At 68.8% G+C, this 15,715-nt stretch carries 17 protein-coding genes; 1 reads left to right on the top strand and 16 read right to left on the bottom strand.

The window, feature by feature from the left end; all coding sequences use genetic code 11:
- A partial coding sequence (locus ACWCPY_RS15865) for a glycoside hydrolase family 18 protein (RefSeq protein WP_451265219.1) occupies positions 1-621 on the top strand: 621 nt, incomplete at its 5' end.
- A gap of 159 nt (positions 622-780) precedes the next feature.
- Here the strand turns inward: ACWCPY_RS15865 and ACWCPY_RS15860 are convergent.
- The 16 genes from ACWCPY_RS15860 to prfA form a co-directional block, all read right to left on the bottom strand.
- Positions 781-1,227: a DUF2550 domain-containing protein gene (locus ACWCPY_RS15860; RefSeq protein WP_451265235.1), complete on the bottom strand. Its 447-nt coding sequence runs from the start codon at positions 1,225-1,227 to the stop codon at positions 781-783.
- A gap of 141 nt (positions 1,228-1,368) precedes the next feature.
- Positions 1,369-1,743: a F0F1 ATP synthase subunit epsilon gene (locus ACWCPY_RS15855; RefSeq protein ID WP_093898532.1), complete on the bottom strand. Its 375-nt coding sequence runs from the start codon at positions 1,741-1,743 to the stop codon at positions 1,369-1,371.
- 111 nt (positions 1,744-1,854) lie between these two features.
- The gene (gene atpD, locus ACWCPY_RS15850; protein WP_383765362.1) at positions 1,855-3,297 is read right to left on the bottom strand and encodes a F0F1 ATP synthase subunit beta; all 1,443 of its coding nucleotides are present in this window, start codon (positions 3,295-3,297) and stop codon (positions 1,855-1,857) included.
- A complete protein-coding gene (locus ACWCPY_RS15845) occupies positions 3,297-4,211 on the bottom strand; it encodes a F0F1 ATP synthase subunit gamma (protein WP_451265216.1) in 915 nt (304 codons plus the stop codon). The genes atpD and ACWCPY_RS15845 overlap by 1 nt, the downstream gene beginning before the upstream one ends.
- 3 nt (positions 4,212-4,214) lie before the next feature.
- Positions 4,215-5,786, bottom strand: coding sequence for a F0F1 ATP synthase subunit alpha (gene atpA / locus ACWCPY_RS15840; RefSeq protein WP_451265214.1), 1,572 nt, complete (start codon positions 5,784-5,786; stop codon positions 4,215-4,217).
- Positions 5,787-5,924: 138 nt separating this feature from the next.
- On the bottom strand, positions 5,925-6,740 hold the full coding sequence (locus tag ACWCPY_RS15835; protein WP_451265212.1) for a F0F1 ATP synthase subunit delta: 816 nt from the start codon (positions 6,738-6,740) through the stop codon (positions 5,925-5,927).
- Positions 6,737-7,285, bottom strand: coding sequence for a F0F1 ATP synthase subunit B (locus ACWCPY_RS15830; protein WP_259931890.1), 549 nt, complete (start codon positions 7,283-7,285; stop codon positions 6,737-6,739). Before ACWCPY_RS15830 ends, ACWCPY_RS15835 begins: the two co-directional genes overlap by 4 nt.
- Positions 7,286-7,323: 38 nt before the next feature.
- Entirely contained in the window at positions 7,324-7,551 is a 228-nt protein-coding gene (gene atpE / locus ACWCPY_RS15825; RefSeq protein WP_030386954.1) for an ATP synthase F0 subunit C, read from the bottom strand.
- A 72-nt stretch (positions 7,552-7,623) separates the two neighbouring features.
- Positions 7,624-8,460 carry a F0F1 ATP synthase subunit A gene (gene atpB / locus ACWCPY_RS15820; RefSeq protein ID WP_259931969.1) on the bottom strand — a complete coding sequence of 279 codons (837 nt, stop codon included), beginning with the start codon at positions 8,458-8,460 and terminating at the stop codon, positions 7,624-7,626.
- 210 nt (positions 8,461-8,670) lie between these two features.
- Positions 8,671-9,108, bottom strand: a complete 438-nt coding sequence (locus ACWCPY_RS15815; protein ID WP_360550598.1) for a hypothetical protein — start codon at positions 9,106-9,108, stop codon at positions 8,671-8,673.
- Between the two features lie 263 nt (positions 9,109-9,371).
- Entirely contained in the window at positions 9,372-10,757 is a 1,386-nt protein-coding gene (locus ACWCPY_RS15810; protein ID WP_451265209.1) for an MraY family glycosyltransferase, read from the bottom strand.
- A 120-nt stretch (positions 10,758-10,877) separates the two neighbouring features.
- A complete protein-coding gene (locus tag ACWCPY_RS15805; RefSeq protein ID WP_451265207.1) occupies positions 10,878-12,143 on the bottom strand; it encodes a serine hydroxymethyltransferase in 1,266 nt (421 codons plus the stop codon).
- Between the two features lie 133 nt (positions 12,144-12,276).
- Complete coding sequence (locus ACWCPY_RS15800) at positions 12,277-12,918, bottom strand: arsenate reductase/protein-tyrosine-phosphatase family protein (RefSeq protein WP_329814011.1); 642 nt, start codon at positions 12,916-12,918, stop codon at positions 12,277-12,279.
- Positions 12,915-13,562: an L-threonylcarbamoyladenylate synthase gene (locus ACWCPY_RS15795; RefSeq protein WP_327244332.1), complete on the bottom strand. Its 648-nt coding sequence runs from the start codon at positions 13,560-13,562 to the stop codon at positions 12,915-12,917. The genes ACWCPY_RS15800 and ACWCPY_RS15795 overlap by 4 nt, the downstream gene beginning before the upstream one ends.
- 64 nt (positions 13,563-13,626) lie before the next feature.
- Positions 13,627-14,472 carry a peptide chain release factor N(5)-glutamine methyltransferase gene (prmC, locus tag ACWCPY_RS15790; protein ID WP_451265204.1) on the bottom strand — a complete coding sequence of 282 codons (846 nt, stop codon included), beginning with the start codon at positions 14,470-14,472 and terminating at the stop codon, positions 13,627-13,629.
- A 40-nt stretch (positions 14,473-14,512) separates the two neighbouring features.
- Positions 14,513-15,589: a peptide chain release factor 1 gene (gene prfA, locus ACWCPY_RS15785; protein ID WP_451265202.1), complete on the bottom strand. Its 1,077-nt coding sequence runs from the start codon at positions 15,587-15,589 to the stop codon at positions 14,513-14,515.
- Positions 15,590-15,715: the final 126 nt, after the last annotated feature.

Raw genomic sequence — 15,715 nt, 5'->3', positions numbered from 1 at the left:
ACCACCGCGCTGCGTTCGAAGTTCGGCAGCAACAACCTCGTGACGGCCGCCATCACCGCCGACGGCTCCGACGGCGGCAAGATCGACGCCGCCGAATACGCCGGCGCCGCCCAGTCCCTGGACTGGTACAACGTGATGACGTACGACTTCTTCGGCGCCTGGGCGGCAAAGGGCCCGACCGCCCCGCACTCCCCGCTCACCTCGTACAACGGCATCCCGCAGGCCGGCTTCAACTCCGCCGACGCCATCGCCAAGCTGAAGGCCCAGGGCGTCCCCGCCTCCAAGCTGCTGCTCGGCATCGGCTTCTACGGCCGCGGCTGGACCGGCGTCACCCAGGACGCACCCGGCGGCACCGCCACCGGCGCCGCCCCCGGCACCTACGAGGCCGGCATCGAGGACTACAAGGTCCTCAAGAACAGCTGCCCCGCCACCGGCACCGTCGCCGGCACCGCCTACGCCCACTGCGGCACCAACTGGTGGAGCTACGACACCCCGGCCACCATCACGTCCAAGATGAGCTGGGCGAAGAGCCAGGGCCTGGGAGGCGCGTTCTTCTGGGAGTTCAGCGGCGACACCGCCAACGGTGAACTCGTCGGCGCGATCAACAGCGGTCTGAAGTAGCCCTCACGGTCTGGGACAACCCCCCACCAGCACCGCGCACCACCCCGGAAAGCAGCCGGGGAGACGGGTCCGCCCCCCGTCTCCCCGGTTTTTCCGTCTGCTCGGCCGCGTTCCGCCGGGCCATGTTCATCAGGCCACGTTCTTCCCGGCCACGTTCCGCTAAGCCACGTTGACCCGCTGGCCGGGCGGCGCCGCCTCCAGCCAGGCGAGGAACCCGGTCAGCGCGTCCTCGCTCATGGCCAGCTCCAGGCGGGTCTCCCGGTGGAGACAGCCGAGCACCACGGCGTCGGACAGCAGCGCGAGCTCCTCCTCGCCCTCGGGCAGCCGCCGGGCGACCACCTCGATAGCGGAACGCTCCAGGACCCGGCGGGGTCGAGGAGCGTAGGAGAAGACCCGGAACCAGTCGATCTGGTCCTCGCTGTACCGGGCGACTCCGTAGACCCAGCCCTTGCCCGACAGATCGGGCTCCTCCGGAACGTTCCAGCGCAGGCTGCAGTCGAAGGTCCCGCCGGAGCGCTGAATCAGCCGCCGGCGCAGACCGAAGACGAAGAGTCCCATCAGGACCAGTGCGACGACCAGCCCGCCCACCCACAGCGCGAGGAACATCTCCACCGACCTCCTCGCGTCGTCGAGTAACGGATACCGCCAGAAATACAACCGCACCTGCATCGCCTCAGCCGCGGCACGGTCTGGAGAGGTCTCCAGCTCGGGCCGCGGCTGAGGGTAAAGCTACGTGGTCGCGGGGCGCTAGCGCACCGCCACCGCACGCAGTCGCACTTCGGCGCGCCGCTCGGAGGCAGCGTCCGTGTCCGACTTCGCGCGCTCCAGCGCACGCTCGGCGCGCTGGACATCGATCTCGTCCGCCAGCTCCGCGATCTCCGCGAGCAGCGAGAGCTTGTCGTCCGCGAACGAGATGAAACCGCCGTGCACAGCGGCGACAACGGTGCCGCCGTCGCTCGTGCGGATCGTCACCGGGCCCGATTCCAGCACACCCAGAAGCGGCTGGTGACCGGGCATGACGCCGATGTCGCCGGACGTGGTGCGCGCGACGACCAGGGTGGCCTCGCCGGACCAGACACTGCGGTCCGCGGCGACCAGCTCGACGTGCAGCTCAGCAGCCAAGGGTGGCTCCTCGGGTCACCACCCGGCCGTTCGAGCCGGGTGTTGGGTCAATTCTACGGGGCGTGGTGAGGGGGACGGGACGCACCCCGTCCCCCTCGGTGAGCCATGGGCTCAGGAGACGCCGAGCTCCTTGGCGTTGGCCTTGAGGTCCTCGATGCCACCGCACATGAAGAACGCCTGCTCCGGGAAGTGGTCGTACTCACCGTCGGCGATCGCGTTGAACGCGGCGATCGACTCGTCGAGCGGAACGTCCGAACCGTCCACGCCGGTGAACTGCTTGGCGACGTGGGTGTTCTGGGACAGGAAGCGCTCGATGCGACGGGCGCGGAAGACCGTGAGCTTGTCCTCCTCGCCGAGCTCGTCCATACCGAGAATGGCGATGATGTCCTGGAGGTCCTTGTACTTCTGCAGGATTCCCTTGACACGCATGGCGGTGTCGTAGTGGTCCTGCGCGATGTAACGCGGGTCCAGGATCCGGGACGTGGAGTCCAGCGGGTCCACGGCCGGGTAGATGCCCTTCTCGGAGATCGGACGGGAGAGAACCGTCGTCGCGTCGAGGTGGGCGAAGGTGGTGGCCGGGGCCGGGTCGGTCAGGTCGTCCGCGGGGACGTAGATCGCCTGCATCGAGGTGATCGAGTGACCACGGGTCGACGTGATGCGCTCCTGCAGCAGACCCATCTCGTCGGCCAGGTTCGGCTGGTAACCCACCGCGGACGGCATACGGCCGAGCAGGGTGGACACCTCGGAGCCGGCCTGGGTGTACCGGAAGATGTTGTCGATGAAGAAGAGCACGTCCTGCTTCTGCACATCGCGGAAGTACTCCGCCATGGTCAGACCGGCCAGCGCGACACGGAGACGCGTGCCCGGCGGCTCATCCATCTGACCGAAGACGAGCGCCGTCTTGTCGATGACGCCCGAGTCGGCCATTTCCTCGATGAGGTCGTTGCCCTCACGGGTGCGCTCACCGACACCGGCGAACACCGACACACCGTCGTGGTTGTTGGCCACGCGGTAGATCATTTCCTGGATCAGAACGGTCTTGCCGACACCGGCACCACCGAACAGACCGATCTTTCCACCCTTGACGTACGGGGTGAGGAGGTCGATGACCTTGACGCCGGTCTCGAACATCTCGGTCTTGGACTCGAGCTGGTCGAAGTTGGGCGCCTTGCGGTGGATCGGCCAGCGCTCGGTGACCTCGGCCTCGGCCTCGGGCTTGTTCAGGATCTCACCGAGGGTGTTGAACACCTTGCCCTTGGTGATGTCACCGACGGGGACCGTGATGCCGGTGCCCGTGTCGGTCACCGGGGCCTGGCGGACCAGACCGTCGGTGGGCTGCATCGAGATCGCGCGGATCACACCGTCACCGAGGTGCTGGGCGACCTCGAGCGTCAGCGTCTTGAGCTTGCCGTCCTCGGCCGGGTCGGCCACCTCGACGGTCAGCGCGTTGTAGATGTCCGGCATCGCGTCGACGGGGAACTCCACGTCGACGACCGGGCCGATGACCCGGGCGACGCGGCCCGTGGCAACGGCCGTCTCAACTGTCGTCGTCATTACTTGTCACTCCCCGCGGTCGCGTCGGCCAGCGCACTGGCACCGCCGACGATCTCGCTGATTTCCTGGGTGATTTCGGCCTGGCGGGCCGCGTTGGCAAGCCGGGAGAGGCTCTTGATGAGCTCACCGGCGTTGTCGGTGGCCGACTTCATCGCGCGGCGACGGGCGGCGTGCTCGGAAGCAGCGGCCTGCAGCAGCGCGTTGTAGATCCGGCTCTCGACGTACCGCGGAAGCAGGGCGTCGAGGACGTCCTCCGCCGACGGCTCGAAGTCGAAGAGCGGCAGGATCTCGCCCTTGCCGGCCTCCTCCTTCGCGGCGTCGAGGCTGAGCGGCAGCATCCGGTTGTCCACCGGGTTCTGCGTCATCATCGACACGAACTCCGTGAAGACGATGTGCAGCTCGTCCACGCCGCCCTCGGCGGTCTCCTGGGTGACCGCTTCGATCAGCGGGGCCGCGGCCCGCTTCGCATCCGCGTACGTCGGGCTGTCGGTGAAGCCCGTCCACGAATCCTCGATCTTGCGCTCGCGGAATCCGTAGTAGGCGACGCCCTTGCGGCCGATCACATAGGTGACGACCTCCTTGCCCTCGCCCCGGAGCCGCTCGGTCAGTCGCTCCGCGGCCTTGATGGCGTTGGAGGAGTAACCGCCGGCCAGACCGCGGTCGCTCGTGATGAGCAGGACCGCGGCCCGCGCCGGAGCGTCGGCCTCGGTGGTCAGCGGGTGCTTGGTGGTGGAGCCGGTCGCGACCGCGGTCACCGCGCGGGTGAGCTCGGTCGCGTACGGCGTCGATGCCGCCACCTGGCGCTGCGCCTTGACGATGCGCGAGGCGGCGATCATCTCCATCGCCTTGGTGATCTTCTTCGTGGCGGTGACGGAGCGAATGCGGCGCTTGTAAACGCGAAGCTGAGCGCCCATCGATCAGCCCTCGCCCAGGAGCTTGCCGTCCGAGGTCTCGAACTGCTGCTTGAAGGAGGCGACGGCGTCGGCGATCGCCTGCAGCGTGTCGTCGGACATCTTGGCGCCCTCGCGGATGCTGGTCAGGAGGTCCTTGCGCTCGCGGCGCAGGTACTCCAGCAGCTCCGCCTCGAAGCGGCGGATGTCCTCGACCGGGACGTCGTCCATCTTGCCGTTGGTGCCGGCCCAGATGGAGACGACCTGCTCCTCGACCGGGAACGGGGCGTACTGCGGCTGCTTCAGCAGCTCGACCATGCGCTTACCGCGCTCCAGCGACGCCTTCGAGGCCGCGTCCAGGTCGGAACCGAAGGCGGCGAAGGCCTCCAGCTCGCGGTACTGGGCGAGGTCGACACGGAGACGGCCGGAGACCTGGCGCATCGCCTTGTGCTGGGCGGAGCCACCGACGCGGGAGACCGAGATACCGACGTTCAGGGCCGGACGCTGGCCGGCGTTGAACAGGTCGGACTCCAGGAAGCACTGGCCGTCGGTGATGGAGATGACGTTGGTCGGGATGAACGCCGACACGTCGTTCGCCTTGGTCTCGACGATCGGGAGGCCCGTCATCGAACCGGCACCCATGTCGTCGGAGAGCTTGGCGCAGCGCTCCAGCAGACGCGAGTGGAGGTAGAAGACGTCGCCCGGGTAGGCCTCACGGCCCGGCGGACGGCGCAGCAGCAGCGACACGGCGCGGTAGGCGTCGGCCTGCTTCGAGAGGTCGTCGAAGATGATCAGGACGTGCTTGCCCTGGTACATCCAGTGCTGGCCGATGGCCGAACCGGTGTACGGCGCCAGGTACTTGAAGCCGGCCGGGTCGGACGCCGGGGCGGCGACGATGGTCGTGTACTCGAGCGCGCCGGCCTCTTCGAGGGCACCGCGCACGGAGGCGATGGTGGAGCCCTTCTGACCGATGGCGACGTAGATGCAGCGCACCTGCTTGTTCACGTCGCCCGAGCGCCAGTTGTCGCGCTGGTTGATGATCGTGTCGACGGCCAGAGCGGTCTTACCCGTCTGACGGTCACCAATGATCAGCTGACGCTGGCCGCGGCCGATCGGCACCATGGCGTCGACGGCCTTGTAGCCGGTCTGCATCGGCTCGTGCACCGACTTACGGACCATGACGCCAGGGGCCTGCAGCTCGAGGGCGCGGCGGCTGTCGGTCGCGATCTCGCCGAGACCGTCGATCGGGTTGCCGAGCGGGTCGACGACGCGGCCGAGGTAACCCTCGCCGACGCCGACGGAGAGCACCTCACCGGTGCGCTGCACCGGCTGGCCCTCTTCGATGCCGCTGAACTCGCCGAGGACGATCGCACCGATCTCGCGCTCCTCGAGGTTGAGGGCGAGACCGAGGGTGCCGTCCTCGAACTTCAGCAGCTCGTTCGCCATGGCCGAGGGAAGACCCTCGACCTTCGCGATGCCGTCGCCGGCAACGCTGACCGTACCGACCTCCTCGCGCGAGGCCGCGTCCGGCTTGTACGACTGGACAAAGTTCTCCAGCGCGTCCCGGATCTCCTCCGGCCGGATCGTGAGCTCCGCCATCTGGGTTCCCTGCTCTCCTTGTTGGGCCCGAAGTTTCTTAAGGGGGTCTGGGGGCCGACCCCCAGGAATCTTCTGCAATTTCTGCACGGCCCAACCGGGCCGCTGGTCTTACTCTGTTCTGTTGCTGCGTTGCGTCGGTCAGCCGGCCATGCGACGGGTCGCCTCTTCGAGGCGCTCCGAGATGGTGCCGTTGATGACCTCGTCGCCGACCCGCACCGCGATCCCGCCGAGGACCGTGGGGTCCACATCGAGGTTCAGGTGCATCGGGCGGCCGTAGATCTTCGCCAGGGCGGCGCCGAGGCGCTGCTTCTGCCGATCACTGAGCGGCACTGCCGAGGTGACCACGGCGACCATGCGCTCCCGGCGCTCCGCGGCCAGCTTGGAGAGGGACTCGAGTCCCTCTTCCAGGCTACGTCCACGCGGCTGGGTGACAAGACGCGTGATGAGGCGCTCGGTGGCGGGCCGTGCCTTGCCGCCGAGCAGGCTGTGCAGCAGCTGCCCCTTGGCGGACGCGGACGCGGACCGGTCGGTGAGCGCGGCGCGCAGCCCCTTGTCGGAGGCGACGATCCGGCCGAACCGGAACAGCTCGTCCTCGACGTCGTCGAGGTCTCCGCCGCGCTGGGCGGCGGTGAGGTCCGCGGTGTTCGCCAGCTCCTCGGTCGAGTCCACCAGGTCACGCGACTGCGACCAGCGGGAGCGGACCATGCCGGAGATCAGGTCGACGGTCTCGCCGCCCACCTGACCGCGCAGCAGTCGTCCGGCCAGCTCCGCCCTGGCCTCGCCGGGCTGCGACGGGTCGGTGAGGACCCGCCGCAGTGAGACCTCGCGCTGGAGCAGCGCCGTTACGGCGGCCAGCTCCTCGGCGAGCTTCGCCGCGTCGACCGACGTGTTGTCGGTCAGCGCGTCGAGGGACTCGCGTGCGGCAGCCAGTGCCTCGCGGCTCGCGCCGTTCATCGGACAGCCTCGGCCTTCGCCTCGAGCTCGTCGAGGAAACGGTCGACGGTGCCGCTCTGCCGGGCGTGGTCCTCGAGGGACTCGCCGACGAGCTTGCCGGCCAGGTCGGTGGCGAGCTTGCCCACGTCCTGACGCAGCGCGGAGGCCGCGGCCTTGCGGTCGGCCTCGATCTGGGCGTGGCCGGCAGCGATGATCTCCTCGCGCTGCCGCTGGCCTTCCGCCCGCATCTCCTGCAGGATCACAGCGCCCTGCTCCTGCGCCTCCTGGCGCAGGCGCGCGGCCTCGTGACGGGCCTCGGCGAGCTGAGCCTTGTACTGCTCAAGAACGCTCTGGGCCTCGGTCTGGGCCGCATCGGCCTTTTCGATACCGCCTTCGATGGCCTCGCGGCGCTCTTCCAGAACCTTGTTGATGTTCGGGAGGAGCTTCTTGGCGAGGAAGCCGAAGACGATGACGAAGGCGATCAGACCGATGACGAGCTCAGGGATCGGCGGAATGAGGGGGTTCTCCACCTCGGCTTCGGCCGCGAGCTGAACCAGGGGGTTCACATCAGTGCCTTTCGTCGGAACGGACTAGTCGCGGTTCGTCAGCTGTAGACGAACGGCATGACCAGACCGATGAGGGCGAGCGCCTCACAGAAGGCGAAGCCGAGGATCTGGTTGGCGCGGATCAGGCCGGCAGCCTCGGGCTGGCGGGCGAGAGCCTGGGTGCCGTTACCGAAGATGATGCCGACGCCGACGCCGGGGCCGATGGCGGCCAGGCCGTAACCGACGGAGCTGAGGGAACCGGTGACGGCGGCAAGGGTCTGGGACATGCCAGTTCTTCCTTCTCTTTCACGGACCGGCGGGGGTTGGCCACCGGACGACTGGGGGTATGGGAGGCGCGATCAGTGGTGCTCGGCGACAGCGCCCTGGATGAAGCTGCACGCCAGGAGCACGAAGACGTACGCCTGAACAGCCTGGATGAAGAGCTCGAAGGCCGTCATCACGATGACCATCACGAACGAGACGCCCGCGTAGGCGATGCCGATGCCGTTGAGCAGGTACCAGCTGGCGATGGTGAAGAGCAGCAGCAGCGTGTGACCGGCGAACATGTTCGCGAAGAGTCGGACCGCGTGCGTGAAGGGCCGGACCACGACGTTCGAGAAGAACTCGATGACCATGACCATCGGGAGCACCGGGCCGAGCGACTTGTCGTAGCCCGTCAGGTTCTTGAAGCCGCCGACGAAGCCGTGGCGCTTGAAGGTGATGCTCATCCAGAGGACGTAGACGATCAGGGCCAGTCCGGCCGGGTACGCGATGACCGACGTCACCGGGAACTGGGCGAGCGGGATGATCGACCAGAGGTTCATCATCCACACGAAGAAGAAGATCGACACCATCAGCGGGACGTACTTCTCGCCCTCGCGCTTGCCGAGCGTCTCGTAGACGATGCCGCGGCGTACGAAGTCGTAGCCGGCCTCGGCGACCATCTGCAGCTTGCCCGGAACGACCTTCGGCTTGCGGAAGGCGGCCCAGAAGAAGCCGACGATGATGACCGTACCGAGGAGCGCCAGCAGCATCGTCTTGTTGAAGTAGATGTTGCTGTCCGCGTCACCGAAGATCGGCTCGAACAGGAAAGAGTGCAAGCCAGGACCCGGGAAACCACAACCGGAGAAGATGTGGCAATCGGTCTCGAAGGCGAGCACCTGTGTCGGGTCAGCACTCACCGCGGGCTCCTTCAGCGTGGCGCATAGGTACGGCAACCTCGTTGTGTCGGCGCGGCGCGCAGCCGCGGTTCGGCACTGGACTGGTGTTACGGATGTGTGAGCGGCAGTCAGGCATTGAGCCTCGCGATCGAGCAGGCGTCAGCTCACATGCCCGCGCCCGCAGTGCCGCAGTTGGAACCGGACGATAGCAGGGTCTTGAACCTGCACTTATCCCGCCCCTACCCTTCACGACTTCGAGCCCGTGTTCTTGGGCTTTTCCGCCTTGTCGGACTCGGGTTCGACGTAAAGGATCTTGGCCTTCATGTGCGCACGCGTCTGTGCGCCGATCCACACGAGGGTCATCGCGACCAGCGTGATCGCGAAGGCCTTCGGGTTGAACATCGTCGTGTTCTTGAATGCGGCGACAAAGATGAACAGAAGGAGAAGCTGAGCCGTATACAGCATCAGCCCCATCGCCTGGAACAGGTGAGGCAGGGACCGTGCAGTCCGCTGCAGGACCAGCAGCCCGATCCCCATGAAGAGGATCACCACGATCGTCGCAACACCCGCACCCAGGGCTCCCTTGCCGCCCGCGACACCAGCGCTGACAGCGACGGCGACGGCGCCGGCGGCAGCGGTGGGTACGGCGGCTTGAAGGAGAGTCCGGACGTCGTTGGACGGCATGGCGGCAGCTCCGCTTGCAGGGGGTGGGCAGTGTGTCGTCATGGACGAGCGTAAGGGCCCGGTCCGAGTCGATGCCTCGGGCCAAGGGACCGTGCTACTCAGGTCCTTCGGCTCCGTCACCGGGCTTCGTGAACGGTATCACAAACTATTTGATGAGGTCTTTACCAAGAAAGTGTGCTTACTGTCACACGTGAGGGTGAATTCGCGCATGTGAGCAAGACAACTCAATTAGTTGTCTGGTATTGCCCCTTGGTGCCCGATTCTCAGCGTGCGGATTCAGCCCTGTCTCTGTCCGAAAAACGCGAACGAGGGCCGATGGCAGTCGCCCCGTTGACGCCGGAGACTCCCACGACGACCGGAGTGCGCTCCTGCGACTCCGGCTCCGTGGGCCCCATCGCACCTTCCAGCGGCTCCTGTTGGGCCCCGGGCGCAGACGCGGCCGCCTCTCCGGGCTCCTCACCCTTGCCCCGCCTGCGGCGATAGCGAGGCGGTACGAAGCGTTCCGCCCAGTACGGCGCCCGCGGGGTGAAGCGGGGCATCAGCAGCAGTACGAGACCCAGCGTGCTCAACCCCATGATCACCAGCACGATCCACAGGGACGTCGAGTGCACGGAGTAGCCGACCGCCCCGAAGGCGATCAGGGCCGACCAGAAGTACATGATCAGCACGGACCTGCTGTGCGAGTGGCCGATCTCCAGCAGCCGGTGGTGCAGATGACCGCGGTCCGCCGCGAACGGCGACTGCCCGTTCCACGTCCGCCGCACGATCGCCAGCACCAGGTCGGCGGCCGGGACCGCGATGATCGTCAGCGGCAGCAGCAGCGGGATGAAGACCGGCAGCATCGCGTGGGTGGCCTCGCGCTCGCTGCCGGCGAAGAGCCGCATCGTGTCCGGGTCGACCCGGCCCGTCACCGAGATCGCCCCGGCCGCGAGCACCAGGCCGATCAGCATCGAACCCGAGTCGCCCATGAAGATCCGCGCGGGATGCATGTTGTGCGGCAGGAAGCCCAGGCACATGCCCATCAGGATCGCCATGAAGAGCGTCGCCGGGGCCGCGGCCTCGATCATGTGCCCGTACCAGAGCCGGTACGTGTACAGGAAGAACGCGGCGGAGGCGATGCACACCATGCCCGCCGCGAGGCCGTCCAGACCGTCGACGAAGTTGACCGCGTTGATGGTGATGACGACCAGGGCGACCGTGAGCAGCGTGCCCTGCCACTGGGTGAGCGCCACGGTACCGACGCCGGGGATCGGCAGCCACAGGATCGTCAGACCCTGGATGACCATGACCGCGGCGGCGATCATCTGCCCGCCGAGCTTGATCAGGGCGTCGATCTCGAACTTGTCGTCCAGGACACCGATCAGCCAGATCAGCGCGGCCCCGGAGAGCAGTGCCCGCGGTTCCGTGGAGAGCTGGAAGACCCAGTCGAGGTTGTGGAGATGGGCCGCGACGATCAGTCCGGCGCACAGTCCGCCGAACATGGCGATGCCACCGAGCCTCGGTGTCGGTTCTCGGTGGACGTCACGCGCACGGATCGCGGGCATCGCCCCGATCGCGATGGCGAACTTACGCACCGGACCGGTCAGCAGATAGGTCACCGCGGCCGTGACACAGAGCGTCAGCAGGTAATCACGCACGGGCTGCCCCATAGATTTCGCCGGCCATCTCAGCCCACACCCTAAACCGTCCGGCCATCACGGACGGCCGCGTCGCACGGGCCTCATGACCGAGGACACAGCCGTCGGACCGATCGGTTCCGCACCGGACGCCTACGCCGGGTACGGCGGATGTCCCTCCGCCAGCTCCCGCACCTCCGCGCGGATGTCGCTCTCCTCACGCACCGCCGTCCCGAAGAGCACCGCCAGCCTGGCCATGTCGGCGTCGTCCATGCCCTGCGTGGTGACCGCCGCGGTGCCGAGCCTGATGCCCCGGGCGTCCCCGTACGGCAGCGCGCAGGTGTCCAGCACCAGGCCCGCCGCCGCCAGCCGGGCGCGGGCGGTCGGTCCGTCGACGCCCAGCGGGGCCGGGTCCGCGACGATCAGGTGGGTGTCCGTGCCGCCCGTGGTGACCTCGAAGCCCTCCGCCTCCAGGCCGGCGGCCAGCACCCGGGCATGGGCCACGACCCGGTGCGCGTACATCGTGAACGCCGGGGTGGCCGCCTCCCCGAACGCGACGGCCTTCGCGGCGACCGTGTGCATCTGCGCGCCGCCCTGGGTGAACGGGAAGACCGCCCGGTCGATCCGCTCGGCGAGCTCCTCGCCGCACAGGATCATCCCGCCGCGCGGCCCGCGCAGCACCTTGTGCGTGGTCGCGCAGACCACATCGGCGTACGGCACCGGGTTCGGCGCCGCTCCCCCGGCGATCAGCCCCATCGGGTGCGCGGAGTCGGCGATCAGATACGCGCCCACCTCGTCGGCGATCTCCCGGAACAGCTCGTAATCGGGATGGCGGGGGTACGAGATGGAGCCGCTCACGATCGCCTTGGGGCGGTGGGCCCGGGCCAGGGCGCGGACCTGCTCGTAGTCGATCAGGCCGCTCTCGGAGTCCACCCCGTAGCCGACGAACTCGAACCAGCGGCCGGAGAAGTTGGCGGGCGAACCATGGGTGAGGTGACCGCCGTACGAGAGTCCCATCGCGAGCACCGTGTCGCCGGGGCGGAGCAGGGCGGCGTACGCCGCGAGGACCGCGGAGGAGCCGGAGTGCGCCTGGACGTTGGCGTGCTCGGCGCCGAAGAGCGAGGTGGCGCGGAGGCAGGCGATGCGTTCCGCGGCGTCGGCCTGCTCGCAGCCGCCGTGGTGGCGGGCGCCGGGATAGCCCTCGGCGTACTTGTTCGCGAGGGGTGAGCCGAGGGCGGCGAGGACCGCGGGCGAGGTGAAGTTCTCGGCGGCGGTCAGCTGCAGGGTGCTGGACTGACGGTGCAGTTCCTCCAGCAGCACGGCTGCGATCTCCGGGTCCTCCCGGAGCAGGGCGTCGAAGTCCTGCGGCAGGGCGGCCCCGGGGGCGGAGGACGGTGCGGCTGGAGTGGTGACCGGCATCGATGGGCTCCGGGCCTGGGGAGGAGTGCTGGCGTCAGCTCCAAATGTAGGCCCGCGAAGGCCCTCCTGCCCGCTGTGCAGCGCCGCGGCACACCCGTTGGGACCAGGGGTGCCCGGCAGGCGCGTACGCCCGTCAGTGCGGCGTGGGCACGCCCGTCAGCGCCGTGACGACCGGGTCGAGGGCCTGGTTGATCTCGTCGCCGATGGAGCGGAAGAACGTGATCGGGGCGCCGTAGGGGTCGTACACCTCGTCCGCCTCGGCGGTGGGGGCCAGCAGCCAGCCGCGCAGCGCGGCCGCGGCCCGGACCAGCGCGCGGGCGCGCTCGACGACGCCCTCGTCCCGCGGGTCGGGCAGCGTGGCGGGGTCTATCGCCCGGACCAGCCGGGTGAATTCCTTGAGGGTGAAGGTCCGCAGGCCGGCCGAGTGACCCATCGAGATCACCTGCGCGCGGTGGTCGCGGGTGGCGGTGAGCACCAGGTCGGCGCGGATCACGTGCTCGTCGAGCAGTTCCCGGCCGACGAAGCCGGTGGTGTCGGCGCCGAAGTCGGCGAGGACGGTCTCCGCGTTGGCCTCCATGGGGGCGCCCTCGTGGCCCCAGGTGCCCGCGCTCTCCACGATCAGTCCGCCGCCGAGCGGATCGCCGAGGCGGTCCACCAGGGCATGGCGGGTCAGCCGCTCGGTGATCGGTGAGCGGCAGACGTTGCCGGTGCTGACGTGGAGGATGCGGAAGGAGTCGGCCCGCCCCGCTATGCCACGCCCCTCAGGGGCGGTCAATTGGCCACCTCGAGGTCGGGTACCACCTTGCGGAGCTCCTCCACGGAGAGCGCTCCGGCACGCAGCAGCACGGGGACCTTGCCGGTCACGTCGACGATCGACGAGGGGACGATGCCGGGCGTCGGGCCGCCGTCCAGGTAGACGGAGACGGAGTCGCCGAGCATCTCCTGGGCCGCGTCGCAGTCCTCGGGGGCCGGGTGGCCGGTGAGGTTGGCGCTGGAGACGGCCATCGGGCCGACCTCCGTGAGCAGCTCGATGGCGACCGGGTGCAGCGGCATCCGGATGGCGACGGTGCCGCGGGTGTCCCCGAGGTCCCACTGGAGCGAGGGCTGGTGCTTGGCGACGAGCGTGAGGGCGCCGGGCCAGAAGGCGTCGACGAGCTCCCAGGCCTGCTCGGAGAAGTCGGTGACCAGGCCGTGCAGGGTGTTCGGGGAGCCGATCAGGACGGGGGTCGGCATGTTGCGGCCGCGGCCCTTGGCGTCCAGCAGATCGGCGACGCCCTCGGCACTGAAGGCGTCCGCACCGATGCCGTACACGGTGTCGGTGGGCAGCACGACCAGTTCGCCGCGGCGGACGGCCGACGCGGCCTCACGCAGACCCGTCGTACGGTCGGTCGCGTCGTTGCAGTCGTATCGCCGTGCCATCAGCCGGCCTCCTCAAGCGTGTACGGGTGTCGCGGGTACGGGTCGTGCGGGTGGTGGTCGCCGGTCACGGCGTGGCCTTGCGGGCCGTGGCGAACCGCGGCCGGTTGTTCAGATCGGGGTGATCGGCCGCGTCCGCCCAGCCGCGCTCCTCGGTGAAGATCCACGGCACCTGGCCGCCCTGGGTGTCGGCGTGCTCGATGACGACGAGGCCGCCGGGGCGCAGCAGGCGGTGTGCGGTGCGTTCGATGCCGCGGATGGTGTCGAGGCCGTCCTCGCCGGAGAAGAGGGCCATCTCCGGGTCGTGGTCGCGGGCCTCGGGTGCGACGTACTCCCACTCGGTGAGCGGGATGTACGGGGGGTTGGAGATGACCAGGTCGACCTGGCCGTTCAGCTCGGGGAGGGCGCTCAGCGCGTCTCCCTGGTGGACGGTGACCCTGGATCCGGCGGCGTTCTTCCGGGTCCACTCGATGGCGTCGTCGGAGAGCTCGACCGCGTGCACGCGCGAGCGCGGCACCTCCTGGGCCATGGCCAGGGCGATGGCGCCCGAACCGCTGCACAGGTCGACGACGACCGGCTCGACGACGTCCATCGCGCGCACCGCGTCTATCGCCCAGCCGACGACCGATTCGGTCTCCGGGCGGGGGACGAAGACACCGGGGCCGACCTGGAGCTCCAGGTAGCGGAAGAAGGCGCGTCCGGTGATGTGCTGGAGCGGTTCGCGGGCCTCGCGGCGGGCGATGGCCTCCCAGTAGCGGGCGTCGAAGTCCGCGTCCGGCACCCGGTGCAGCTCGCCCCGCTTGACGCCGTGCACGAACGCGGCGAGTTCCTCCGCGTCGAATCGCGGCGAGGGCACACCGGCGTCGGCCAGCCGCTGGGTGGCCTGGGCCACCTCGGCGAGCAGCAGGTTCATCGCGGTTCTCCGTACGGTTTACGGGTCGGGCGGGCTTGGCTCACGCAGCGGCGAGCTTGGCGGCGGAGTCGGCGTCGACACACGCCTGGATCACGGAATCCAGGTCGCCGTCGAGCACCTGGTCCAAGTTGTACGCCTTGAATCCGACGCGGTGGTCCGAGATCCGGTTTTCCGGGAAGTTGTATGTGCGGATCTTCTCGGAACGGTCGACCGTACGCACCTGGCTGCGCCGTACGTCCGAAGCCTCCTGCTCGGCGGCCTCCTGGGCGGCGGCGAGCAGCCGCGAGCGCAGGATGCGCATGGCCTGCTCCTTGTTCTGGAGCTGGCTCTTCTCGTTCTGGCAGGAGGCGACGACGCCGGTCGGCAGGTGGGTGATGCGGACCGCCGAGTCCGTGGTGTTGACGGACTGGCCGCCGGGGCCCGAGGAGCGGTAGACGTCGATACGGAGATCGTTGGCGTGGATCTCGACGTCGACCTCCTCGGCCTCGGGCGTGACGAGCACGCCGGCGGCGGAGGTGTGGATGCGGCCCTGCGACTCGGTGGACGGCACCCGCTGCACGCGGTGCACCCCGCCCTCGTACTTCAGCCGGGCCCACACGCCCTGGCCGGGCTCGGTGGCGCCGTTGCCGCCCTTGGTCTTCACGGCGACCTGGACGTCCTTGTAGCCGCCGAGCTCGGACTCGGTGGAGTCGATGATCTCGGTCTTCCAGCCGACGCGCTCGGCGTAGCGCAGGTACATCCGCAGCAGATCGCCGGCGAACAGGGCGGACTCGTCGCCGCCCGCGCCCGCCTTGATCTCCAGGAGCACGTCCTTGTCGTCGCTGGGGTCGCGCGGGACCAGGAGCAGGCGGAGCTTCTCGGTGAGCTCCTCGCGCTGCTTCTCCAGCTCCTTGACCTCGGCGGCGAAGTCGGGGTCGTCGGCGGCGAACTCACGGGCCGTCTCGATGTCGTCCCCGGCCTGCTTCCAGGAGCGGTACGTGGCGACGATCGGGGTCAGCTCGGCGTAGCGCTTGTTGAGCTTGCGCGCGTTGGCCTGGTCGGCGTGGACCGCGGGGTCCGCGAGCTTCTTCTCCAGATCGGTCTGTTCGCCGATCAGTTCCTCGACCGCCTCGAACATCTTCGGGCTCCTGATTTCTTCACTCGGGCGTGCCTGCTGGACGGCGTGATGCCGGCCGGACGGGGATACGTGACGGGGCCGCGTACCCCGGCCGGAAAAAACGCCGGTCCCGACGCCCCCGCAAGA

The sequence above is a fragment of the Streptomyces sp. NPDC002403 genome (assembly GCF_053593015.1).
Note: the sequence above shows the minus strand (reverse complement) of the source record. Positions and strands in the feature narration are given on the sequence as shown.

What these genes read in the sequence shown, in the direction of transcription:
- ACWCPY_RS15805 (WP_451265207.1), bottom strand. Translation starts at nt 12,143, where the DNA reads ATGCCGGTCACCACTCCAGCCGCACCGTCCTCCGCCCCCGGGGCCGCC.
- prfA (WP_451265202.1), bottom strand. Translation starts at nt 15,589, where the DNA reads ATGTTCGAGGCGGTCGAGGAACTGATCGGCGAACAGACCGATCTGGAG.
- atpA (WP_451265214.1), bottom strand. Translation starts at nt 5,786, where the DNA reads ATGGCGGAGCTCACGATCCGGCCGGAGGAGATCCGGGACGCGCTGGAG.
- ACWCPY_RS15795 (WP_327244332.1), bottom strand. Translation starts at nt 13,562, where the DNA reads ATGGCACGGCGATACGACTGCAACGACGCGACCGACCGTACGACGGGT.
- ACWCPY_RS15815 (WP_360550598.1), bottom strand. Translation starts at nt 9,108, where the DNA reads ATGCCGTCCAACGACGTCCGGACTCTCCTTCAAGCCGCCGTACCCACC.
- ACWCPY_RS15845 (WP_451265216.1), bottom strand. Translation starts at nt 4,211, where the DNA reads ATGGGCGCTCAGCTTCGCGTTTACAAGCGCCGCATTCGCTCCGTCACC.
- atpE (WP_030386954.1), bottom strand. Translation starts at nt 7,551, where the DNA reads ATGTCCCAGACCCTTGCCGCCGTCACCGGTTCCCTCAGCTCCGTCGGT.
- ACWCPY_RS15835 (WP_451265212.1), bottom strand. Translation starts at nt 6,740, where the DNA reads ATGAACGGCGCGAGCCGCGAGGCACTGGCTGCCGCACGCGAGTCCCTC.
- ACWCPY_RS15810 (WP_451265209.1), bottom strand. Translation starts at nt 10,757, where the DNA reads ATGGGGCAGCCCGTGCGTGATTACCTGCTGACGCTCTGTGTCACGGCC.
- atpD (WP_383765362.1), bottom strand. Translation starts at nt 3,297, where the DNA reads ATGACGACGACAGTTGAGACGGCCGTTGCCACGGGCCGCGTCGCCCGG.
- ACWCPY_RS15860 (WP_451265235.1), bottom strand. Translation starts at nt 1,227, where the DNA reads ATGTTCCTCGCGCTGTGGGTGGGCGGGCTGGTCGTCGCACTGGTCCTG.
- prmC (WP_451265204.1), bottom strand. Translation starts at nt 14,472, where the DNA reads ATGAACCTGCTGCTCGCCGAGGTGGCCCAGGCCACCCAGCGGCTGGCC.